Source organism: Caballeronia sp. AZ1_KS37 (assembly GCF_023631165.1).
Taxonomy (GTDB): domain Bacteria; phylum Pseudomonadota; class Gammaproteobacteria; order Burkholderiales; family Burkholderiaceae; genus Caballeronia; species Caballeronia zhejiangensis.
Genome location: NZ_JALQDP010000002.1, coordinates 92728 through 113841, shown reverse-complemented (window position 1 = coordinate 113841; position 21114 = coordinate 92728). Strand labels below are relative to the sequence as shown.

20 protein-coding genes are annotated in these 21114 nt (G+C 65.9%); 10 read left to right on the top strand and 10 right to left on the bottom strand.

The features are described from left to right. Positions 1–103, top strand: a 103-nt coding sequence (locus NCS00_RS03685; RefSeq protein WP_250439142.1) for an IS3 family transposase, incomplete at its 5' end; no start/stop codon positions are given. Between the two features lie 67 nt (positions 104–170). Here the strand turns inward: NCS00_RS03685 and NCS00_RS03680 are convergent. After that, positions 171–4328, bottom strand: coding sequence for a translocation/assembly module TamB domain-containing protein (locus NCS00_RS03680; protein ID WP_250439140.1), 4158 nt, complete (start codon positions 4326–4328; stop codon positions 171–173). Between the two features lie 32 nt (positions 4329–4360). Continuing rightward, complete coding sequence (locus NCS00_RS03675; protein WP_250439137.1) at positions 4361–6094, bottom strand: autotransporter assembly complex protein TamA; 1734 nt, start codon at positions 6092–6094, stop codon at positions 4361–4363. A gap of 333 nt (positions 6095–6427) precedes the next feature. Between NCS00_RS03675 and NCS00_RS03670 the strand changes: the two genes are divergently transcribed. From NCS00_RS03670 to panD, 4 genes are all read left to right on the top strand, one after another. After that, a complete protein-coding gene (locus tag NCS00_RS03670) occupies positions 6428–6616 on the top strand; it encodes a DUF3460 family protein (protein ID WP_174447747.1) in 189 nt (62 codons plus the stop codon). A gap of 86 nt (positions 6617–6702) precedes the next feature. Beyond that, complete coding sequence (locus NCS00_RS03665; RefSeq protein WP_034472990.1) at positions 6703–7530, top strand: segregation and condensation protein A; 828 nt, start codon at positions 6703–6705, stop codon at positions 7528–7530. 60 nt (positions 7531–7590) lie between these two features. Then, positions 7591–8424, top strand: a complete 834-nt coding sequence (gene panC, locus NCS00_RS03660; RefSeq protein WP_008351071.1) for a pantoate--beta-alanine ligase — start codon at positions 7591–7593, stop codon at positions 8422–8424. Positions 8425–8438: 14 nt separating this feature from the next. Beyond that, positions 8439–8825, top strand: a complete 387-nt coding sequence (gene panD / locus NCS00_RS03655; protein ID WP_008351073.1) for an aspartate 1-decarboxylase — start codon at positions 8439–8441, stop codon at positions 8823–8825. A 57-nt stretch (positions 8826–8882) separates the two neighbouring features. Here the strand turns inward: panD and NCS00_RS03650 are convergent, their stop codons facing one another. Continuing rightward, positions 8883–9509, bottom strand: coding sequence for a ParA family protein (locus NCS00_RS03650; RefSeq protein WP_008351074.1), 627 nt, complete (start codon positions 9507–9509; stop codon positions 8883–8885). Positions 9510–9686: 177 nt separating this feature from the next. On the opposite strand from NCS00_RS03650, the gene NCS00_RS03645 reads away from it, so the two are divergent. Next, a complete protein-coding gene (locus NCS00_RS03645; protein WP_034472911.1) occupies positions 9687–10106 on the top strand; it encodes a PaaI family thioesterase in 420 nt (139 codons plus the stop codon). On the opposite strand, the gene NCS00_RS03640 is transcribed toward NCS00_RS03645, so the two are convergent. Further along, positions 10100–11575, bottom strand: a complete 1476-nt coding sequence (locus tag NCS00_RS03640; RefSeq protein WP_250439130.1) for a cobyric acid synthase — start codon at positions 11573–11575, stop codon at positions 10100–10102. The genes NCS00_RS03645 and NCS00_RS03640 overlap by 7 nt on opposite strands. 56 nt (positions 11576–11631) lie before the next feature. Between NCS00_RS03640 and cobU the strand changes: the two genes are divergently transcribed. The 4 genes from cobU to NCS00_RS03620 are packed head-to-tail and all read left to right on the top strand — an operon-like array spanning position 11632 to position 15017. After that, a complete protein-coding gene (gene cobU / locus NCS00_RS03635; protein ID WP_008351080.1) occupies positions 11632–12180 on the top strand; it encodes a bifunctional adenosylcobinamide kinase/adenosylcobinamide-phosphate guanylyltransferase in 549 nt (182 codons plus the stop codon). A 4-nt stretch (positions 12181–12184) separates the two neighbouring features. Then, positions 12185–13126: an adenosylcobinamide-phosphate synthase CbiB gene (gene cbiB / locus NCS00_RS03630; RefSeq protein WP_175982790.1), complete on the top strand. Its 942-nt coding sequence runs from the start codon at positions 12185–12187 to the stop codon at positions 13124–13126. A gap of 5 nt (positions 13127–13131) precedes the next feature. Next, positions 13132–14127, top strand: a complete 996-nt coding sequence (gene cobD / locus NCS00_RS03625; protein WP_250439122.1) for a threonine-phosphate decarboxylase CobD — start codon at positions 13132–13134, stop codon at positions 14125–14127. Next, the gene (locus NCS00_RS03620; protein ID WP_250439121.1) at positions 14124–15017 is read left to right on the top strand and encodes a cobalamin-binding protein; all 894 of its coding nucleotides are present in this window, start codon (positions 14124–14126) and stop codon (positions 15015–15017) included. The genes cobD and NCS00_RS03620 overlap by 4 nt, the downstream gene beginning before the upstream one ends. On the opposite strand, the gene NCS00_RS03615 is transcribed toward NCS00_RS03620, so the two are convergent. From NCS00_RS03615 to NCS00_RS03590, 6 genes are read right to left on the bottom strand one after another with little or no spacing between them, the layout of a single operon-like run. Then, positions 15018–15587, bottom strand: a complete 570-nt coding sequence (locus NCS00_RS03615) for a histidine phosphatase family protein (protein WP_008351088.1) — start codon at positions 15585–15587, stop codon at positions 15018–15020. It lies immediately after the preceding gene. Then, positions 15572–16330, bottom strand: coding sequence for an adenosylcobinamide-GDP ribazoletransferase (locus NCS00_RS03610; RefSeq protein ID WP_250439119.1), 759 nt, complete (start codon positions 16328–16330; stop codon positions 15572–15574). Before NCS00_RS03610 ends, NCS00_RS03615 begins: the two co-directional genes overlap by 16 nt. A gap of 1 nt (position 16331) precedes the next feature. Continuing rightward, positions 16332–17384 (bottom strand): nicotinate-nucleotide--dimethylbenzimidazole phosphoribosyltransferase, encoded by a 1053-nt coding sequence (gene cobT / locus NCS00_RS03605; protein ID WP_175982794.1) that lies wholly within the window; start codon positions 17382–17384, stop codon positions 16332–16334. A gap of 11 nt (positions 17385–17395) precedes the next feature. Continuing rightward, entirely contained in the window at positions 17396–18172 is a 777-nt protein-coding gene (locus tag NCS00_RS03600) for an ABC transporter ATP-binding protein (RefSeq protein ID WP_008351094.1), read from the bottom strand. Further along, a complete protein-coding gene (locus tag NCS00_RS03595) occupies positions 18169–19197 on the bottom strand; it encodes a FecCD family ABC transporter permease (protein WP_502799582.1) in 1029 nt (342 codons plus the stop codon). The genes NCS00_RS03600 and NCS00_RS03595 overlap by 4 nt, the downstream gene beginning before the upstream one ends. Beyond that, positions 19194–21074 carry a TonB-dependent receptor domain-containing protein gene (locus tag NCS00_RS03590; protein ID WP_250439117.1) on the bottom strand — a complete coding sequence of 627 codons (1881 nt, stop codon included), beginning with the start codon at positions 21072–21074 and terminating at the stop codon, positions 19194–19196. The genes NCS00_RS03595 and NCS00_RS03590 overlap by 4 nt, the downstream gene beginning before the upstream one ends. Positions 21075–21114: the final 40 nt, after the last annotated feature.

Below are 21114 nucleotides of genomic sequence, written 5' to 3'. Positions count from 1 at the left end.
CGGAATCAGACGCTACATTCACTACTACAATCACCACCGCATCAAGCTGAAGCTGAAAGGGCTGAGTCCTGTGATGTACAGAACTCAGCCCTTAGCGGCCTAGCCCAAAACTGTCCAACTTTGCGGGGTCAGTTCAATCGCGTGCCCTTTTTGCTTGAAGCAGACGATGCTCAGTCCGATTCCACTTCCGTCGCCGATGCCCCGAATGGCGCGCTCACGCCCGACGCCCCCGAGGCCGCCGATGGCTGCACAGTCGACGCCCGCGATGCCGACGAAGACGACGACCACAGCCTCGACCAGCGATTGAAGCGCCGCGTATAAGACAGATCGACGCCCTGATACGTCCCGCCGTACACCGTCACGGCCCAGAACCGCGACAGGTTCAGCGTCGCCTTGACCGCGTTGCTCGCCGATTGCAAGCCTTGCTCGTAGCCGATCACGAGCCGTTCGTTGATCGCCTTCGACAGCAGCACGACTTGCGGATCGGTCAGGCCCACTTCGCTCGATCCGACCGTGAACTCGTCCAGTCCGACCGTCTGCGCGATCTTCGCGCCGCCGCGGCTTCCGAGCAGCGCGAGCGCGCTCGTCATCGCGCTCTGCTGGCCGACGTTGTTGCCCTGATCGGTGCCGTGGCCGAACAGCAGCCACGAGAGCTTTTCGTTGTCTGGCACGCTCGGCTCGGAAATCAGCTTGGCGACCGGCGCCTGCACCGTGCCCGTCACCTGCACACCCGCCTCGACTTCCTGATTGCGCCGCATCGCGAGAATGTTGAGGCCGGGATTCGCCACCGGCCCGTTGAACGTGAAGAAACCGTTCTCGATGTTCAGCTTGCGCCCGAACGCCGTGTACGACGAACCCGGCGTCGTCACGCGCACGTTGCCGACCGCGCGCAGCGGCATGTTCGGCGCGCTCATCGCCGTAATCGTGCCCGCGAGGCCGAGGTCCGCACCCGCGCCCTTGAAACGGAAGTGCTGACCGAGATCGATCCCGATGTTCGCGCGCGGCGTGAAAGGCCCGACCGGCTTCTCGGTCTTCGCGGTGATCGACTGATTCTCGCCCTTGATCGTGCCATCGGGGCGCTCGATCACGACATCGTCGCCGAGAGACGGCGCGGACGATTCCGGCAGATCGATGAGCGCGTGATCGACGGTGAACTTGCCGTCGATCGCCATGCCGCCCTGCAAGCCCGCGTTCGCGATCGTCGCGCTGCCGGAGAGCATCAGCTCGCGATCCGGCGATGCGAACAGCTCCAGCTTGTCCGCGATGATGCTCGCGGTCAGATCGGGCTCCTGCTGATCGAGGCGCACCTTGCCGGTCGCGCGCAGCGTGCCGCTCGCGCCATGAAACTCGACGCGCTGAAAATCGACGAGATTCTCCGACAGCGCAATGCGGATGATGCCGTCCTTCAGTTGCACGCCCTGATCGACGACCGTCGCGGAAATGTTGTCGCCCGTCAGCGAGCCCGACAGATTCGGCTTCGCGACGATGCCCGCGATCACGAGTTTGAGCGCAATCCTGCCGCCGAGCAGATAGTTCGCGCCGAGCAGGCCGCCGGTCGTGCGCAATTCCGGCACGTTCGCGTTGATGGCGCCGGTCAGCGGCGCGTTGTCGTCGATGGTGAGCATGCCGTCGCGATTGGCGAGCGGCGTGTGCACGTTGGCATCGATCACGCCGATGCGGCTCGCCTGGGCGTGCAGCGACGCGTTCAGGCGGTTGCCGTCGGTGAAATCCGCGCGCGCGGCGATATCGGAAATGCCGAGCGCCGACAGGCCGCGCGTACCGTCGATCGTCACGTCGCCGGCGCGGCGCTTGATCTGCGCGTAGCCCGTCGCGGTCGCGCCGAGCGTGAAGTTCCAGTCGCCGTCGAAAACGAGATCGGTGCGGATCGGCGGCTCCGCGCCCGTCAGCGTCTGGCGCACGTCGAGCAGATGCGGCACCGACAGGTTCGTCAGCGTGCCGGCCGATTGCAGGCGGCCGTTCTCCATCGCGAACGATTTCAGATTCAGCACCGCGCCTTCCGCGACGAGCCGCGTCGCGCCGAGCACGAGACGCTCCGGACCGTAGCTCACCGAAAGCGGCGATTCGAGATTCAGCGACGGCGTGCCCTTGTTCGACAGCTTCGTGATCGCGCCGTCCCAGTGCGGGCCGTCGGGCGCGTCGGTGAACTTGCCGTTCGCGCCGAGCGCGAGATTCACGGGCTGGCCGCGCACCTTGCCGGTCGCCGTCACGTCGAGCGTGTGATGCGCGCGCGTGCCGTTCAGATTCGCGTCGAGATTCGCGATGTCGATGTCTTCCGTGCTCGCATCGCGCGCCTTCAGCGTGAAGACGAGCGCGCCGTTCGCGCCGTCGCGGATATCGGCGCGGCCTTCCGCGTGACCGAGCCGATTCGCGCCGAACACGAGGCCATCGGCCTGATAGTTCGCCGCGATGTTCGGATGCGCGATCGAGCCGGTCAGATCGCCGTCCGCCTTCGCCGTGCCCGCGATGCCGAAGCCGAGCCGTTCGAGCGCGGGCGCGTCGACCTTGAAGCGCAGCCGGTCGCCGGGCGCGCCGAAGCTGCCGTTCAGATCGACGTTGTTGCCCGCCACCGACAGCGCCGCCTTGCTCGGCAACAGCCGCATGCCCGCGACCTGTATCGTGCCCTCGCCCGTCAGCGGCAGATTGTCGTACATGCTGTCGGTGAGCTTGAAGGTCGCCTTGGTCGTGAGCGTCGGCGCGAGTTGCCCCGATGCCGCCAGCGTGCCGTTCACGCGCGCTTCCACGACACGCGCCGGCGCGGCCGGCTTGTTCGACGGCTTCGCGCCTTTCTTCGCCGGCGCGGGCTTCGGCGCGATCAACTGCTGTTGCAGCAGCAGCGGATTGAACTCGACGATTTTCGCCTTCAGGTCGTAGCTCGAATTCGCGTCCTTCTTCAGCACGCCGCTCGCTTCGACGCGGCCCTTCCCGACCGTGAGCTTCACGTCGTCGAGCGTGGTCGCTTGCGGATCGAGCTTCACTTTGGCCTGCGCGCGGATCGCGGCTTTCGGATCGTTCAGGTCGGCGGCGATGCGCTGCGTGTCGCCATCCAGCTCGATGCGGATCGGTCCGGCGAAATCCGTCGGGCGCAGCGTCGGCTCGATCGCGTTCAGATCGAGCTTCGCGACCTTGAGGTCGAACTTGCCCTTGCCGCTTTTGAGCGCGCCGCCGCCCGTCACCGACGCGTTCTTCAGGAGCCGCACATCGAGATCGGTGATGCTTTGCTCCGACGCGTCGAGCCGCACGTTCGCGTGCGCGTCGATGAGCGGCAGCAGCTTCTTGTCGATGGAACCGGGCTTCGCGTTCACGATCGACACCGGCCCGGCGACGACGAACGCGTTCGGGTCCGCGCCTTCGACGGGCTTCACTTCGGCGCGCACGGCGAGGTCGGCCTCGGGCGCGCCCGGCGCGAACGCCTGCGGATTGACGTGATCGAACGTGACGAGCGCCGACTTGAGCGGCACGTCCGCGAACGGCAGCGCCTCGACGTGCGCGCGTCCGTTGAGTTTCAGGCCGCTCGCATCGACGTCGGCGATCAGGTCTTCGAGCGAGCCCGAGAGCCGCGCGCTCACGTTCACCGTTTCGTTGTTGACCTTGCCGGCATAGCCCGCATCGCCGGAAAGCGGAAACGGACGCGCGCCGCCATCGAGCTTCGCCGACGCCGTCACCGCGCCGAACGGCGTGTCGAGCCGCTCTACCGCCGCTTCGTGATGCTGGCCGTCGCTTCGGCCGTGGAAAAGCAGGCGCGAGAATTCGGTCGTCGCCGTGCCCTGATGCAGACGCAGTTTCCCGACGGAAAGATCGTTGATCGCAAGTTGAATCGGAATGCGCAGATCCTTGGGCAGTTCCGTTTTCTTGCTCGGCTCGTTCGACGGCGCAATGCGCGCATCGACCGTCCCGATATGCAGATAATCGATCGTGAAGCGCAGCGGCTCGCGTGTGAGCGCCCAGCGGCCCGACACGCTATCGACCGCGATATCCGTGCCCTTGCCGTCCTTCCAGCGCACGTCGCGCAGTTGCAGGCCGGTCGCGATGGCGCCGCCGTCGAGCTTGCCGGTAAGTTGCCCCTTGAGCAGCTTCGTTGCCGCGTTCCATGCGTAGCGCGTGCCGCGCTCGGTCGTCAGCACGTAAAAGACCGTGCCGATGGCGATCCCGGCGATCAGCACGACGACGAGCACGAGCGCGCCGATCCACCGCGCCAAACGGCGCCAGCCGCTTTCGCGCGGCGGCGGTTTCTGCGCGCCGCCGTCGCCGCCGCCAACGTTTTCGGGCGGCGGCGCTTCGGCGTCCGCCTGCTTGTTCGGGTCCGTCATGCCGATTCAATGTCCTTCATCGTTCTCACGCATCAGAACGCGATGCCGAGCGTCAGATACGGTTTGATGCTCTTGTTCTTCAGCCCATACGCCAGGTCGACGTTGACCGGGCCGACGGGACTGCGCCAGCGCGCGCCGACGCCCACGCCCGGATCGAACACGCGCTCGCTCCAGTTGTCGGTCGCGGTGCCGATGTCGAAGAACACCGCGCCGCCCCAGTCGTGCGTGAACCAGTGCTGATATTCGCTGCTGGCCGTCACCATGTATTTGGTCGGCAGGATCGAGCCGGCCACATTGTTGCCGATGCTCAGATAGCTATAGCCGCGCACCGAGTTCGCGCCGCCCGCGCGGAACAGCAGCGAAGCCGGCACGCCGCTCGACGGCCCGCTCGTGAACACGCCGCCGAACTCCGCGCGAAACACGAGCAGATCGTTCTTGCCGAGCGGCACGTATTGCAGCGCGTTGGTGTACAGGCGCGCGAAAGTCTGATCGGCCATCACGCCCTTGACGGCGAAACCCGCCTCCGCGCGGATGATGTTGCCGCGGCGCGGAAACAGCGGATCGTCGACGTCGCGGCGCACCCAGCTCCACGCGGGCACGAGCGCACGCGCCGTCGACGGATTCGGCTCGTTCTGCGTCAGGCGGTCGTCGTAGAAGGTCAGCGAATACGTCGTGTCGATGTTCTGACGCGAGCGCGAACGCTGCACGCCGACGCGCCCGCTATAGATCTTCGTGCTCGAGACGTCGGTGATCGTGTACGAGCCGAACACGGCGTTGACCCAGCCGGACGAATCGGGCGGCATCGCGAGTTGCACGCGGCCGTATTGCTGCGTCTGGTCGAGCCGCCCGGAAATCGTGAACGGGTACGCCGCGCCAAACGTATTGAGATAGCTGTAGGCGCCCTGAATGTGGAAACCCGTGTCCGTCGCGTAACCCACGCCGTAGCGGATGCTGTTGTACGGATACTCGCTCACCTTCACATGCAGCGGTGTGTCGACCGGCTTGTTCACGTCGCTGTCCGCATCGATCGCGACGCTCGCGTAATACGGCGTGTTCTGGATCTGGCGCTGCAACTCGTTCAGGCGAGCGATGTCGTAGACCTCGCCTTCGCGGATCGGATTCACATGGTCGATGATCCACGCGGGATAGCGCTTCGGGCCGCTCACCTCGAGCTTGCCGAGCGTGAAGGTCGGGCCGCTGTCGAACGTCACGGAGAGATCGGCCAGATGCGCGCGCGGATTGATGCGCGCCTGCGAACGCACGATCTTCGCGCCGAGATAGCGTTTCGATTGCAGGGCCCGCAGCGCGGCGTTTTTAGCGTCGTCCCAGCCGCTTTGCGTGAAAGGATCGCCTTCGCTGACCGAAAAAGCGAAACGCGCCGCGTTCTCCTGCGCGCGATCTTCGGTCGTCACCGCGCCCGTGAAATTCAGTTGCACCGAGGCGACCATCGTGCGCGGGCCGGGATCGACGCTCACCTTGACGTTGCGCTTGTCGTCGACCGTCGTGACGTCCGTACGCACGATGGGCGTGAAATAGCCTTTCGTCGCGACGAGATCGCGCACGTCCTTCGGCGTCGCGGTGACGAGGAACTGGAACTGGTCGTCGCTGACGTCGTCGCGCTTGGCGAAACGGGAGAGATCGAGGTTCTCCTTCAGCAGCTTCTTGATGCTGCGCGGCGCGTCGATGTCGACGTCGTACTTGGCGCAAGCGGGCGCAGCGAAGCCGAAGGCGACGAGCGCCACAATCAGGGCCGGCCAGCGGCTCATGCCGCGCGGCCTTACGCGCCACGCGCGCAGCGGATCAAACGAACGCCCCGCCAAACGTGACCTCCGGCATCGGGAAAAAGTGGGATTCGAGGTAAAACTTGCAGCCGACGCAATCGGACGCAGGCGCTATTTCACCACATCGGCATGGACGCACGCCGCAAAAGCGGCCATCTCGCGCCGGACGTGCGCCGTTGGACGGCTGCGCGCCGCGTGGGTTCCGCGAAAGCTGCACGCGCGTGCGCCTTCCGGGCGACGAAACTGCCGCGCGCTTGCGGTAAAATTGCGCGCACAGGCAAAATCACAGGCTCACGCCTCGACCTCAACGGAAGCCGGATCATGTATCAGTCGGATATCACCCAGTTCATCAATCAGTTGAAAGAGCAGAAGCCCTCGCTGGAAGAAGAACAGCGCCGCGGCCGCGCGCTACTGTGGGACAAGCAGCCGATCGACCTCGACGAGCGCACCACGCAGCAGCAATCGCGCGTGAACCAGACGCCCTACGTCTATTACCAGAACTTCTGAACGTGAGCGCAGCAGGCCGCGAGCCGCAATCGTCCGCGCATTCGCCGTCTGAGGCAAAGCGCGACGAAGCCCGGGAAGACCGTGCCGTGGCGCTCGCCACGCCCGCAACCGATTCGACGCCCGACACCATCGACGGCGTCGCGATCGCGCACCTGTACGGCGAGCCGCTCTGGAAGCTGCCGACCGACCTGTACATCCCGCCCGACGCGCTCGAGATCTTTCTCGAAGCATTCGAAGGCCCGCTCGACCTGCTGCTCTATCTCATCCGCAAGCAGAACTTCAACGTGCTCGACATCCCGATGGCGGATGTCACCGCGCAATATCTCGGCTACGTCGATCAGATTCGCGAATCGAATCTCGAACTGGCGTCGGAATATCTGCTGATGGCCGCGATGCTGATCGAGATCAAGTCGCGCATGCTGCTGCCGGTCAAGAAGGCCGACACCGGCGAAGAAGCCGAAGATCCGCGCGCCGAACTCGTGCGGCGTCTGCTCGAATACGAGCAGATGAAACTCGCCGCGCAGAAGCTCGACCAGTTGCCGCAACTCGGCCGCGACTTCCTGCGCGCGGACATTTACATCGAGCAGTCCGCCGAGCAGCGCTTCCCCGACGTCGACATGAACGACCTGCGCGCCGCGTGGGCCGACGTCATCAAGCGCGCGAAGCTCGTGCAGCATCACAAGATCACGCGCGAAGAGCTTTCGGTGCGCGAGCACATGAGCGTGATCCTGCGGCGTCTGCAGAACGCGCGCTTCATGGAGTTCACGGAACTCTTCGACACCACGCGCGGCGTGCCGGTAGTCGTCGTGAACTTCATCGCGATGCTGGAGCTGTCGCGCGAATCGCTGATCGAAATCACGCAGGCCGAACCCTACGCGCCGATCTACGTGCGGCTCGCGTATTCTCCTGCCTAGTCTTTCTTATCTTTTTCCGCGTAGCGGCGCACCGGCCGCTCGACAGGAGACACCCGCTCGATGAAAGTCATCAGCTCCATCCACGAACTGCGCGACCAGTTGCGCGGCCAGAACCGAACCGCCTTCGTCCCGACGATGGGCAACCTCCACGAAGGCCATCTCTCGCTGATGCGTCTCGCGCGCCAGCACGGCGATCCCGTGGTGGCGAGCATTTTCGTGAATCGTCTGCAGTTCGGCCCGAACGAAGATTTCGACAAATATCCGCGCACGCTGCAGGACGACATCGAAAAGCTGCAGAAGGAGAACGTCTACGTGCTGTTCGCGCCGACCGAGACGGACATGTATCCGGAGCCGCAGGAGTATCGCGTGCATCCGCCGCACAATCTCGGCGACATTCTCGAAGGCGAATTCCGCCCCGGCTTTTTCACGGGCGTGTGCACCGTCGTCATGAAACTGATGTCGTGCGTGCAGCCGCGCGTCGCGGTGTTCGGCAAGAAGGATTATCAACAGTTGATGATCGTGCGCGCCATGTGCCATCAGTTCGCGCTGCCGACGGAAATCGTCGCGGCGGAAACCGTGCGCGATGAAGACGGCCTCGCGCTGTCGTCGCGCAACCGCTTCCTGTCCGCCGACGAGCGCGCCGAAGCGCCGCAGCTCGCCGCCGCGTTGCAGCGCGTGCGCGAAGCCGTGCTGTCGGGCAATCGCGATATCGCCGCACTCGAACGCGACGCGATGAACGCGCTCGCCGACCGCGGCTGGAAGCCGGACTACATCAGCGTGCGCAAACGCTCGAACCTGATCGCGCCGGGCGCCGACGAAACCGACGCGCCGCTCGTCGTGGTCGCGGCGGCCAAGCTCGGCGCGACGCGTCTCATCGACAATCTGGAAATCTGAAGGAAGGAAGCACCATGCAGCGCACCTTGTTGAAATCGAAGATTCACCGCGCGACGGTCACGCATTGCGAATTGCATTACGAAGGCTCGTGCGCGATCGACGAAGACCTGCTCGACGCCGCGAACCTCATGGAAAACGAGCAGATCGACATCTGGAACGTGAACAACGGCGAGCGCCTGACCACGTACGCGATCAAGGGCGAGCGCGGCAGCGGCATGATTTCGCTGAACGGCTCGGCGGCGCGCCGCGCGCAACTCGGCGATCTCGTCATCATCGCGGCGTTCGCGCAAGTCGACGAGGAAGAGATCAAGGCGGGCTGGAAGCCGAACCTCGTGTTCGTCGACGAGGACAATCGCATCAAGGGCAGCCGCGATCACGTCCCGACGCAGAACTGGACCTGATTTCCGGGCGGTTTTCGTCCGACGAAGCCGGCGTTCCTCAACGGACGCCGGCTTTTTTCATTTCTTCGACACCCAGTCGATGATCGGCTCCCACTGCTCCAGATCCTTTTCGACGCGGCTTTTGGCCACGTCCCAGATCGTGAGGCCGTGCGCGGCGAGCTGCACGTAGTTCTGCGTATCGCGCAAGAAGCCGAGCACCGGCAAATCGAGTCCTTCGACGAAACGATGCAACTGTTCGGCCGAGCGCGTGCGTGCATCGACGCGCATGCCGACCACGCCGACCTGAATCGCGCCCTTCCTCACCGCCTTCTCCTTCGATAGCCGCGTGAGAAAGTCCTGCGTCGCGAGGATGTCGAACATCGACGGCTGGAGCGGCACGATCACTTTATCGGCGAGATCCAGCGCGAGCGACAGGCGGTTGCCGTGCACGCCGGCGGGCGTATCGACGACGGCTTTCTCCAGACCTTTGGGCGGCTTCGCGGGAGAATCGACGTCGACGGCCCATTCCTCGATCTTCGGCAGCATATCGACGCGCAGCGAAAGCCACGCGTGCGACGAGCGCTGCTTGTCGAGATCCGCGAGCGCGACCCATTCGCCTTGCGCCGCGAAATAGCCGGCCAGATTGGTTGCGAGCGTGCTTTTGCCGACGCCGCCTTTAGGATTTGCCACCACGATCACGGTCATGAAGTGTCCTGGATTTTGTTGGGCGCGCTCGCGCAGTGTTTCCGCGCCGCGCACGATTTCGTCTTGACTAGAACAGGTGCATGATTTCGAGCGTTGATATTATCGGCAAAACTCGCGCGGCCGGCATCTCTCCCGAACGGCCGTACGCCTTCCTCCATTTCAACCGACCGAACGCTCATGACGCCCCTTCGCCCCGATGTCACGCTCGATTTTCTTCGCAATCGCCAGAAAGGCCGCCTGCCCGAGCTGCTCGGCGTGCAACTGATCTCGCTCGATCAGGGCCAGTTGAGCGGCGAACTCACGATCCGCCCGGAATTGCTCGCGCCGAATGGCTTTCTGCATGCGGCGACGGTCGTCGGCCTCGCGGATACGTGTTGCGGCTACGCGTGCATCGCGCATCTGCCGGAGAAGGCGCAGAACTTCACGACGCTCGAACTGAAGAGCAACCACGTTTCGACGGCGCGCGAAGGCAGGATCGTCGCGAAGGCGACGGCCGTGCACCTCGGGCGCAGCACACAGGTGTGGGACGCGACGGTCACGAACGGCGACGGCAAGCTGATCGCCATGTTCCGTTGCACGCAGATGATTCTTTATTGACCGAAGGCAGCTTGTAGCGCGTCCAGATCGAGCGACTGCGCGAACGAATCGGCGAGGCGATCCAGCGACGCCTCGCGCAGCGCCGGATAATCGAGCGGCTCGGCGTCTTTTACGCCCGCCCATGCGAGCAGCGCGGCGCAGGCTTCGGGCGTGTCGAAAACGCCGTGCAGATACGTCGCGGCGATCTGGCCGTCATCCGATACCGCGCCGTCGACACGCCCGCCGTCCAGCGCGACCAGCGGCCGCGCGAGCGCCGGTCCGCGCGTGCGGCCCATGTGGATTTCATAGCCGCGCACGGGCGCTTTGGCATCGCCGATGGTCAACCGTCCGGTGACATTCTCCATTTGCTTCTGCGGCGTTAGCACGGTCGAGAGATCGAGCAGCCCGAGCCCGCCCACGCACCCCGCCGCGCCTTCGACGCCATCGGGATCGTCGATCTCGCGTCCGAGCATCTGCATGCCGCCGCATATGCCGAGCACCTTGCCGCCGTATCGCAGATGCCGTTCGATCGCGCGATCCCAGCCGTTTTCGCGCAGCCATGCGAGATCGCGCTGCACGCTCTTCGAACCGGGCAGCACGATCAGATCGGCGGGCGGCGGCGCAACGCCCGCGCGCACATAGCTGAAGTCGATCTGACGATGCGCCCGCAGCGCATCGAAATCCGTGTGATTGCTGATGCGCGGCAGCGCCGGCACGATCACCTTCAGCGCGGGTGCATCGCCCCGCGTGTGCGGCTGGCTCGGCAGCATGTCCTCGGCGTCGAGCGTCAGGCCGTGCAGATACGGCAGCACGCCGAACACCGGCTTGCCCGTCTGCGCTTCCAGCCAGTCGAGCCCCGGCTTCAACAAGCCGATATCCCCGCGAAACCGGTTGATGACGAAGCCGCGAACGCGCGCCCTTTCGCTCTCCGACAAACACGCGAGCGTGCCGACGAGATGCGCGAACACGCCGCCGCGATCGATATCGGCGACGAGCACGACCGGGCAATCGACGCGCTCCGCGAAGCCCATGTTGGCGATATCGCCGTCGCGCAGATTGATTTCGGCGGGACTGCCCGCGCCTTCGACGATCACCGCGTCGAAGTCCTTCTGCAAGCGCTCGTACGACGCGAGCACGGCGTCGAACGCGATGCGCTTGTACGCGTGATACGCGCGCGCGTCGAGGTTCGCGTGCGCGTGACCGTGGATGATGACCTGCGCGCCGCGATCGCTCGTCGGCTTGAGCAGGACCGGATTGAAGTCGATGCGCGCATCGACGCCCGCCGCGATCGCCTGAAGCGCCTGCGCGCGGCCGATCTCGCCGCCATCGACGGTCACTGCGCTATTGAGTGCCATGTTCTGCGGCTTGAACGGCGCGACGCGCACGCCGCCGCGCCGGGCGAGGCGGCACAATCCGGCGACGAGCGTGCTTTTGCCGGCATCGGACGTCGTGCCCTGGATCATCAGCGTGCCGCGTGGCGTGAATGGCATCGGAGGATTCCCATGAAGAGCGACGCGCTATCTTAGCCCGTCAGTACAATATCGCGATGACCCCCGACCTCACTTTCATCCTCGGCGGCGCACGCTCCGGCAAGAGCGCGCACGCCGAACGGCTCGCCGCCGAAAGCGGCCTGCCCGTGACGTATATCGCGACTGCGCGCGTCGGCGACGCGGAGTTCGCCGAACGCGTGAAGCTGCATCGCGGGCGCCGGCCCGCACACTGGACGCTCGTCGAAGCGCCGCTCGATCTCGCGGGCGCGTTGCGCGAAGCGGATCGCGCGGGACATTGCGTGCTGATCGACTGCCTGACGCTGTGGCTCGCGAATCTGCTTTTCTCGAAAGAAGCGATGAGCGACGAAATCGCCGTTCTGCCCGACAGCGCCCGCGATGCCTTCGCGCAATTCGACGCGGCGCTCGGGCAGACGAAAGGCAAAGTGATCGTCGTGAGCAACGAAATCGGGCTGGGCGTCGTGCCGCTCGGCTCCGTCACGCGTCTTTATGTCGATGAACTCGGCCGGCTGAATCAGCGCGTCGCGGCCGCGAGCACACGCGCGACGCTGATGGTCGCGGGCCTTCCGCTCGCGCTCAAGGGTTAGCGCGATGCTCCTTCTCTCCGCCTACGCAATGGCGCTTCTCGCCGTGCTCGGCGTGATCGTCGATCGCATCTTCGGCGAGCCGCGCGCGCGGCATCCGCTCGTCGGCTTCGGCAATCTCGCGACGAAGCTCGAAGCGCGCGTGAACACCGGCTTTCGCGCGCGGCCGGCGGGCATTCTCGCGTGGTTCGCGCTGGTCGCGCCGCCGGTCGGCATCGCGTGGTTTCTGGTCGGCGCGCTGCCGTTCACGTATGCGTGTCTCGTGCATGTTCTGCTGCTCTGGTTCGCCCTCGGCGCGAAAAGCCTGCGCCAGCACATCGCGCCGATCGCTCGCGCGTTGAGTTTCGGCGATATCGATCACGCGCGCGTGCTGACGTCGCGCATCGTGTCGCGCGATACATCCCAAGCCGATGAAAACGCGCTCTCGCGCGCTGCGGTCGAATCGGCGCTGGAAAACGGCAACGATGCGATCTTCGGCGCGCTCTTCTGGTTCGCGGTCGCGGGCGGCCCCGGCGCGCTGATGTTCCGCCTCGCCAACACGCTCGACGCGATGTGGGGTTATCGCACGCCGCGCTTTCTGCGTTTCGGCTGGGCGGCCGCGCGCTTCGACGATGTGCTCAACTTCATCCCCGCGCGCCTCACGGCCGCGACCTACGCGCTCGCCGGCGACACCCACATGGCGTGGCACTGCTGGCGCACGCAGGCGCGCTCGTGGGACAGCCCGAACGCGGGGCCGGTGATGGCCTCGGGCGCCGGCAGTCTCAACGTGCTGATCGGCGGCGCGGCGGTGTACCACGGCGTGCTCGAAACGCGTCCGACGCTCGGCGCGGGCCATCCGGCGACGGCGAAGCATGTCGTCGCGGCGTTGCGGCTCGTCGAGCGCGCGACATTGATGTGGCTCGCGGTGCTATTGATGATCGCGGTTCTGAGCGTAACGACGAGTGGCTGACTGACATGACGCAATCCATCCGGCACGGCGGCAATCTGCGCGAGGCCGCGCGCCGCTACGCGATATCTCTCGATGACTGGCTCGATCTGTCGACCGGCATCAATCCGCACGGCTATCCGGTGCCGCCCGTCGCGCCCGATGCGTGGCGGCGCCTGCCCGAAGACGACGACGGCCTCGCCGAAGACGCCGCGCGCTACTACGGCGCGCCGCTCGCGTTGCCGGTGGCGGGATCGCAGGCGGCGATACGCGCGTTGCCCGCGCTTTTGCGCCGCGGCACGGCGGCCGTCGCGCCGCTCACGTACGGCGAATACGCGCCCGCGTTCGCACGCGCGGGCCACGCGCTCGCCACGCTCGACATCACGAAGCACGATTTGCCCGCTACGTTCGATCACGTCATCGTCGCCAATCCGAACAATCCGACGGCCGAGCGCGTCGCGCCCGACACGCTGCTTTCCTGGCACGAACAGCTCGCCTCGCGCGGCGGCACGCTGATCGTCGATGAAGCGTTCGCCGATACCGATCCCGCATCGTCGCTGGCGAGCGAGACGGCGCACGACGGGCTCGTCGTGCTGCGCTCGGTCGGCAAGTTTTTCGGGCTCGCGGGCATTCGCGCGGGTTTCGTGCTGGCCGCGCCCGCGCTCGCCGACGCGTTGCGCGACGCGCTCGGCGCATGGACCGTGAGCGGCCCGGCGCGACATGCGGTCGCCGCCGCTTTCGCCGATATCGCGTGGCAGCGCGAAATGCGCGAGCGTCTGCATCGCGATGGCGCGCGCCTTGCCGCATCGATCGCGATCTACGGTTTCGACGTGCGCGCGACGCCGCTTTTCGCGTGGACAGCGACGCCGAAAGCGCCCGAACTGCAACACGCGCTCGCGTTGCGCGGCATCTGGACGCGTCTTTTCGATCTGCCCGGCATGACGCCGAGCCTGCGCATCGGATTGCCAGGCGCGGAAGGCGACTGGGCGCGCCTGTCGCTCGCGCTGCGGGAGATTTGCGCGTGAGGTTGCGCCGTGCGATTGCCCTGCTGATCGGCTTCGCGGTGACGCAAGCGCATGCGATCACCGTCGTCGATGACAGCGGCGCGTCCGTCACGCTCGCGAAGCCCGCCGAACGTGTCGTCAGTCTCGCGCCGCATGTGACCGAGTTGCTGTTCGCGGCGGGCGGCGGCGCGCGCGTCGTCGGCGCTGTCACGTATAGCGATTATCCGAAAGGGGCGCAGGCGATTGCCCGCGTCGGCGACAACAAGGCGCTCGATCTCGAACGCATCGTCGCGTTGCATCCGGATCTGATCGTCGTGTGGCGGCATGGAAATGCGGCGCGTCAGCTGGATCGACTGCAGGCGCTCGGCGTGCCGATCTATTTCAGCGAGCCGAAGCATCTCGACGATATCGCGGCGAGCATCGGCAAGCTGGGCGCGCTGCTCGGCACGCAGAATGAGGCACGCGCCGCGTCCGATGCCTTCACGCGCGAGATTGCGCGATTGCGTGCGCGTTACGCGGAACGGCCGCGCGTGAGCGTGTTCTATCAGGTGTGGGACGATCCGTTGATGACGCTCAATCGCGACAACGTTTTCGACGAAGTGATCGGCTTGTGCGGCGGCGCGAACGTGTTCGCAGCTGAGAAACCGCGCGTGCCGACGATATCGACCGAAGCCGTGCTCGCGGCGAATCCGGAAGCGATCGTCACGGCGACACCCGGCGCGACGAAGCCCGATCGCCCGTTGCCCGCGCTCGAAAGATGGCGGCGCTGGACATCGATGACGGCGGTGGCGCGCGGCAATCTCTTCGGCATCGACGGCGATCTGATCAATCGGCCGACGCCGCGGCTTGCGCTGGGCGCGGATGAGCTGTGCCGCGATTTGGAAATCGCGCGCGAGCGGAGGACGAAGTAGTCAGGCGTTCCACCGCACAAGCAGCCACTGCCCGCGCACGCGCCTGAACCACGCGATCCCGCCGAAATCGAGCGGCCATTGCAACGCCGATTCACGCGCGACGCCGAGCAGATGCGCAGCAAGCACGCGCACGACGCCCGCATGCGCGACGACATGCACGGCCCGTTCATCGACACACGTCGCATCGAACCACGCGATCACGCGATGCGCGAACTGCGCGAGACTCTCGCCGCCGTGCGGACGCGCATGGGCGATATCGTCGGCCCATGCATCGATCAGCGCGCGATCGATCGCGTCCCACGCGCGTCCTTCCCACGCGCCGAAGTGCATCTCGGCCAGACGTGCGTCGGGATGAACGTCGCCGCCCAGCGCACGCGCGATCGAAGCGCAACGCACGAGCGGACTCGCGTGCCATCCATCGACGCATGGGGGCACGTTCAGCGCCTTCATGCGCGCCGTCAACGCGCTCGCCGATTCGCGCGCATCGCGCTGCAAAGGCACATCGGTTTGCCCGTAGCAAACGCCCGCATCGACGGCGACTTCCGGATGCCGGATCAGGACGAGATCCATGCGAGCCCTATGAGATAGATCGCGATCTCGAACACTTGCTGCGCGAAACCGAGGCAATCGCCCGTGTAACCGCCGATGCGCCGGACGAAGTACCGTCCGATGAACAAGCGCAGAACCATCAGCGCGACGATCGTCACGCACGCGAGCTTCCAGTCGGTCACGAAGAGCCACAGCAGGCCGAACGCGAGCGCCAGCGCGAACGACGACACGCTCATGCGCTGCGCGACCGGCTTCGCCTTGCCTTCGGCGCGCACGTAATCGAGCGTGACGAGATAGCTGATTGCGAACGCGCGGCTCGCGGCGTGCGCGGCGATCATCGTCCACGCGACGCGTTGCGGCGGCAATGCGGCGAGCGTCTGCCATTTCAGCGCGAGCGCGATCATCAACGCAATCGCGCCGAACGCGCCGATGCGCGAGTCGTGCATGATGCGTAACGCGTCCTCGCGCGTGTATGCGCCGCCGAAGGCATCGACGCAATCGGCGAGTCCGTCTTCGTGAAACGCGCCGGTCAAGACGAGCGTCGCGGCCATCGAAAGCAGCACCGCGATGCCCGCCGGAAACACGCGCAACGCCGCGAGATACACCAGCGCCGCGACGCCGCCGACCATCGCGCCGACGAGCGGAAAATAGCGCGCCGCCGCGTTCAGATAGTCGCGCTCGAAGCCGACCCAGCGCGGCACCGGCACGCGCGTGAAATAGCCGAGCGCGGTGAAGAAATAGCGCAGTTCGTCGAGCGGGCGCATCTCAGTCGGCTTTATTCGAGACGCCCGCCGACTCGAAGCTCGCCATTTCGTCGACGAACGCGACGGCCGCGCGCAGGATCGGCAACGCGAGCGCCGCGCCCGTGCCTTCGCCCAGACGCAACTCGAGTTGCAGCAGCGGCGCGGCACCGAAATGCGCGAGCATCCGGCGATGCCCCGTCTCGTTCGATGCATGTGCGAACACGCAATAGTCGAGCACGTCAGGCGCGATCTTCGATGCAACCAGCAACGCGGAAGTCGCGATGAAACCATCGACGAGTATCGTCATGCCCGCGCACGCGGCGGCGAGATACGCGCCCGTCATCATCGCGATTTCGAAGCCGCCGAAGGTCGCGAGCGTGTCGATCGCATCGCCTTCATCGCGATGCAGCGCGAGCGCTTTAGACAGCACCTCGCGCTTGTGCGCGAGTCCTCGCTCGTCGAGACCGGTGCCGCGCCCGACGCACTCGTCGATCGAAAGAACGCACAGACGGCTCATCAAACATGCCGCCGCCGACGTATTCGCGATGCCCATTTCGCCGAAGCCGATCACGTTCGTGCCGAGCGACGCGTGATGCCGCACGCGCGCCGCGCCCCGCGCGATGCCTTCGAGCGCGGTCTCGCGCGACATCGCGCGTTCGTGCGCGAAGTTGCGCGTGCCGAGCCCGAGCGACAGACGCTCGTATCCATGATCGATGGGAATCGGCGTCGCGACGCCCGCATCGACGACTTCGAGCGTCATGCCGACCGAGCGCGACAGCGCGTTGATCGCAGCGCCGCCCGCCAGAAAATTCGCGACCATCTGCGCGGTCACTTCCTGCGGATACGAGCTCACGCCCTCTTTCGCGATGCCGTGATCGCCCGCGAAGACGATCATCGCGGGACGCTCGATGCGCGGCTTCGCCGTGCGTTGAATCAGGCCCATTTGCAGCGCGATGTCTTCGAGCCGCCCGAGACTGCCGGGCGGCTTCGTCTTCGTGTCGATGATGCGGCGCAGTTCGCCTTCGATGGCGCGGTCGAGCGCGCGGGGCATCGGGATGCCGTTATTCGTGGACATCGGAATTCCTTTCATGAGCGAGGGATGGAAGGCACGAGCGCTTCGTGCTCGCCATCGCGAATCAACGCGAGCGGATAGCCGAATGCGGCGCTCGCGCGTTCGGCCGTGAGCACGTCGGCGACGAGTCCCGCATGAGCGCCGCCGTTGCCGTCGAGCAGAAGCGCGTGTGTCGCGAAACGGCGCGCGAGATTCAGATCGTGGCACGAGAAGATTACGGTGCGCTTGTGCGCGCGCGCCGCGTCGCGCAACGCGTGCAGGCAATCGATCTGATGATGCAGGTCGAGATGCGAAAGCGGTTCGTCGAGCAACAGCAGCGGCGCGTTCTGGCACAGCACGGCGGCGAGCGCGACACGCTGGCGTTCGCCGCCGGAAAGCGTCAGCACGTCGCGCGACGCGAACGATGCGAGACCCAACGTTTCGAGCGCGGCGTGCGCGGCGGCGCGATCCTCGTCGCTCTCCCAGCCCCAGCCGGTGAGATGCGGAAAGCGGTTGAGCAGCACGGTATCGAGCACGCTCGCGCTGAAGGCGTCGTGCGCGGCTTGCGGCATCAAAGCGCGTGCGCGCGCGAGTTCCGTCGCGCGCCATGACGCGAGCGCGCGGCCGTCGAGCGACACGCTGCCCGATGCGGCTTTCGCAATCCCGGCGAGCACGTTGATGAGCGTCGTCTTGCCCGCGCCGTTCGGCCCGGCGATGCACCACATTTCGCCCGCTTCGATCGACTGCGTGAGCCCGTCGATGAGCGTGCGCTTATCCGCGCGAAGCACGATGGCGTCGAGCCGCAAAATCATCGCGGCCTCCGCAGCAGCATCCACAGGAACATCGGGACGCCGATCAATGCCGTGACGACGCCGACCGGCAATTGCGCGGGCGCGATCACCGTGCGCGCGACGAGATCGGCGGCCATCACCGCGAGTCCGCCCGCGAGCGCGGCGGCGGGCACGAGCATGCGCTGATCGTTGCCGAACGCGAGGCGCAACAGATGCGGCACGACGAGCCCGACGAAGCCGATGGTGCCCGCCGTCGTCACGGCGGCCGCCGCCGCGATCGATGCGACGAGATACACGCGCAGACGCAAGCGCTCGACCGGCACGCCGAGCGCGCGCGCGGTCGTATCGCCGCGCAAGAGCACGTTCAGTTGCGGTGCGACGGGAACGATGACCGCGAGCACGACGGCGAGCGCGATCAGCGCGGGCCATGGCGCCGCCGCGCCGTTGAGATCGCCCGTCAGCCAGAAGATCATGCCGCGCAAACGGTTCTCGGGCGCGACGCTCAGGATCAGCGTGATGAGCGCGCCCCATCCCGATGCGATCACGACACCCGTCAGCAAGAGCCTCGGCGATGCGTCCTGTCCGCTTTGCCACAAGTCCTTGCGCGCGAGTCCGAGGACCAGAACGATCGATGCGAACGCGCCCGCGCAAGCCGCGATATCGACGCCCCACCACGGCAGCGACCCGAGCATCGCGGCAAGCGCGAAGGTTGCCGCGCCGCCGGATACGCCGAGCACGTACGGTTCCGCCAGCGGATTGCGCAACAGCACTTGCAGCAGCGCGCCGGCGAACGCGAGCAATGCGCCCGACGCGAAGCCCGCGAGCGCGCGCGGCAGACGCAAGGTCAGCACGATGTCATCGGCGATATCGGGCGTCGCCGAGTGCGCGTGAAAGAGCGCGCCGATCGCGCGCGATACGGGCAATGCGACGCTGCCCATCGCGAGCGACGCGACCAGCACGACGAGCGTCGCTGCGCCGAGCGCGATCCAGATCGCGGTGGCGCGGCTCGCGTTCATCGCGCGCGGACGTTCAGCCACGCGGCTCACGACGGATGCCAGCCCAACGTGATGTACGCGCCGCGTCGTGGCGTGTTGTACGAGTACGCAAGTTCATAGTCCTTGTCGAACAGGTTGTCGATGCGCGCCGTGACGTACCACGACTTCGAGATGTCGTAGCGCGCCGACAGATTCACGATGCCGTAGCCCGCGAGCGTCGAATCGTAATCGCTGCGTTGACCGCTCACGATCCATTCGCCACCGACGCGCCACGGCCCGATCGTGCGATGCGCCGTCAGCGTCGCGAAATGCCGCGCGCGCCGCGTCAAATCCTCGTGATTCGTTTCGTCGACGGGATTCTGGAACGTGACGCCCGCGCGCACATCCGTTGCGCCGACGTGCCCCGCCCACGATCCCTCGATGCCCTGCACCTTCGCGCGCCCGACGTTCTGCGCGACATAGTAGAAGCCGCCGTCGGACACGTAATCGATCAAATTCGAATAGCGCGTCTGAAAAAGCGTCACGCGCACCACGCCGAGCGCATTCGATGCGTACTGCAACGCCGCCTCGACCGAATGACTCCGCTCCGGCTGAATCGACGGATTGCCGCTCAGCGGATAGTAGAGATCGTCGAAGCTCGGCGCGCGAAACGAGGCCGAATAGCTCGCGCTCGCCTTCCAGTGCGCGTCGAAGTTATACGCGTAGCCCAGATAGTAGCTGTTCGCGCCGCCGAAATCGGAATACTGATCGCGGCGCAGATTCGCCTGCAACTCGTTCGCGCCGACGTGCCCCACGTAACCCGCGAACATCGAATTCACATGACGGTCGGGCGCGCTGAACTGATGGGAATCGAGCGTCTGATCGAGATGCTCGTAGCCGAAGAGCAGCTTGTGCGCGTCGCTGATCCGCACGTCGTTCTGCCACGTATATTGCCGGTTCTCCGAATCGAAACGGCTCGTATAGACGCCGTTCTGCTCGATGTTCGCGCGGTCCTGTCCCTGCGCGATCGTGAAGTGCGCCGTCCAGTTATCCGTGACGCGGCCGTTCGCAAACACCGACGCCGAGCGCACGCGATCGTGCGTTTCGTTGATATCCGTCGGCTGGCCATAGGCATCGTCGAAACTGTTGATGCCGTTCGATTGCAGGAAGCGCACGCCCGCGTCCCACTTGTCGCTGAACTTGTGACGCAGCGTCGCCGCGACGCTCTCGTTCAGATAGCCGTTCGCGTTCGGATTGGCGCCGGGCGCGATTCCCGGATCGATCGACGAGAAGCCGTCGGTTTTCTCGCGCGAGACGTTCACGCTGAAGGTCGTGCGGCCGTCCTTGTCGAGCGCGCCGCTCACGCCCGCCGATTGCCGCTGCGTGTGATAGCTGCCGTACTCGGCCTCGAAGTTGAAGCGCGGCGGATGCGCCTCGCCTTCCTTCGTGAAGATCTGCACGACGCCGCCAATCGCATTCGATCCATAGAGCGCCGACACGTTGCCGTTCACGACCTCGACGCGCCCGATCTGGTCGAGCATCAATTGCGATAGCTGTGCCGCGCCGAGCGACGCCGATTCGACGCGCACGCCGTCGATCAGCACGAGCGATTGCGACGACGCCGCACCGCGTATGAAAAGCCCCGAGTTCGAGCCCGGTCCGCCGTTGCGCGTGATCTGCACGCCGGGCGCGAGCGCGACGAGTCCGAGCGCGTCGCTTGCGTTTGCATCGGCGATGTCCTGCTCGTCAAAAAGCGATGTCTGCGGAATCGATTCGGCAAGCGGCTGCGGCGCGCGCGTCGATGTGACGACGACGGGCGCAAGCGTTTGCGTGCTGTCTTCCGTCTGGGCCGCCTGTGCAGCGCCGGCGAACGGCAAGGCGCCGATGGCCGCAACGAGCGCGCCATGACGGGAGAGACCGCTTCTGAGCGCGGCCAGTGGCAATACCATGTGTGAAGTGTTCCGTTTCGCGTGAGCGCGACCCCGCTCC

What these genes read in the sequence shown, in the direction of transcription:
- cobT (WP_175982794.1), bottom strand. Translation starts at nt 17,384, where the DNA reads ATGTCCACGAATAACGGCATCCCGATGCCCCGCGCGCTCGACCGCGCC.
- panD (WP_008351073.1), top strand. Translation starts at nt 8,439, where the DNA reads ATGCAGCGCACCTTGTTGAAATCGAAGATTCACCGCGCGACGGTCACG.
- NCS00_RS03600 (WP_008351094.1), bottom strand. Translation starts at nt 18,172, where the DNA reads ATGATTTTGCGGCTCGACGCCATCGTGCTTCGCGCGGATAAGCGCACG.
- NCS00_RS03675 (WP_250439137.1), bottom strand. Translation starts at nt 6,094, where the DNA reads ATGAGCCGCTGGCCGGCCCTGATTGTGGCGCTCGTCGCCTTCGGCTTC.
- NCS00_RS03650 (WP_008351074.1), bottom strand. Translation starts at nt 9,509, where the DNA reads ATGACCGTGATCGTGGTGGCAAATCCTAAAGGCGGCGTCGGCAAAAGC.
- NCS00_RS03615 (WP_008351088.1), bottom strand. Translation starts at nt 15,587, where the DNA reads ATGGATCTCGTCCTGATCCGGCATCCGGAAGTCGCCGTCGATGCGGGC.
- cobU (WP_008351080.1), top strand. Translation starts at nt 11,632, where the DNA reads ATGACCCCCGACCTCACTTTCATCCTCGGCGGCGCACGCTCCGGCAAG.
- panC (WP_008351071.1), top strand. Translation starts at nt 7,591, where the DNA reads ATGAAAGTCATCAGCTCCATCCACGAACTGCGCGACCAGTTGCGCGGC.
- NCS00_RS03680 (WP_250439140.1), bottom strand. Translation starts at nt 4,328, where the DNA reads ATGACGGACCCGAACAAGCAGGCGGACGCCGAAGCGCCGCCGCCCGAA.
- NCS00_RS03640 (WP_250439130.1), bottom strand. Translation starts at nt 11,575, where the DNA reads ATGCCATTCACGCCACGCGGCACGCTGATGATCCAGGGCACGACGTCC.
- NCS00_RS03645 (WP_034472911.1), top strand. Translation starts at nt 9,687, where the DNA reads ATGACGCCCCTTCGCCCCGATGTCACGCTCGATTTTCTTCGCAATCGC.
- cbiB (WP_175982790.1), top strand. Translation starts at nt 12,185, where the DNA reads ATGCTCCTTCTCTCCGCCTACGCAATGGCGCTTCTCGCCGTGCTCGGC.
- cobD (WP_250439122.1), top strand. Translation starts at nt 13,132, where the DNA reads ATGACGCAATCCATCCGGCACGGCGGCAATCTGCGCGAGGCCGCGCGC.
- NCS00_RS03610 (WP_250439119.1), bottom strand. Translation starts at nt 16,330, where the DNA reads ATGCGCCCGCTCGACGAACTGCGCTATTTCTTCACCGCGCTCGGCTAT.
- NCS00_RS03590 (WP_250439117.1), bottom strand. Translation starts at nt 21,074, where the DNA reads ATGGTATTGCCACTGGCCGCGCTCAGAAGCGGTCTCTCCCGTCATGGC.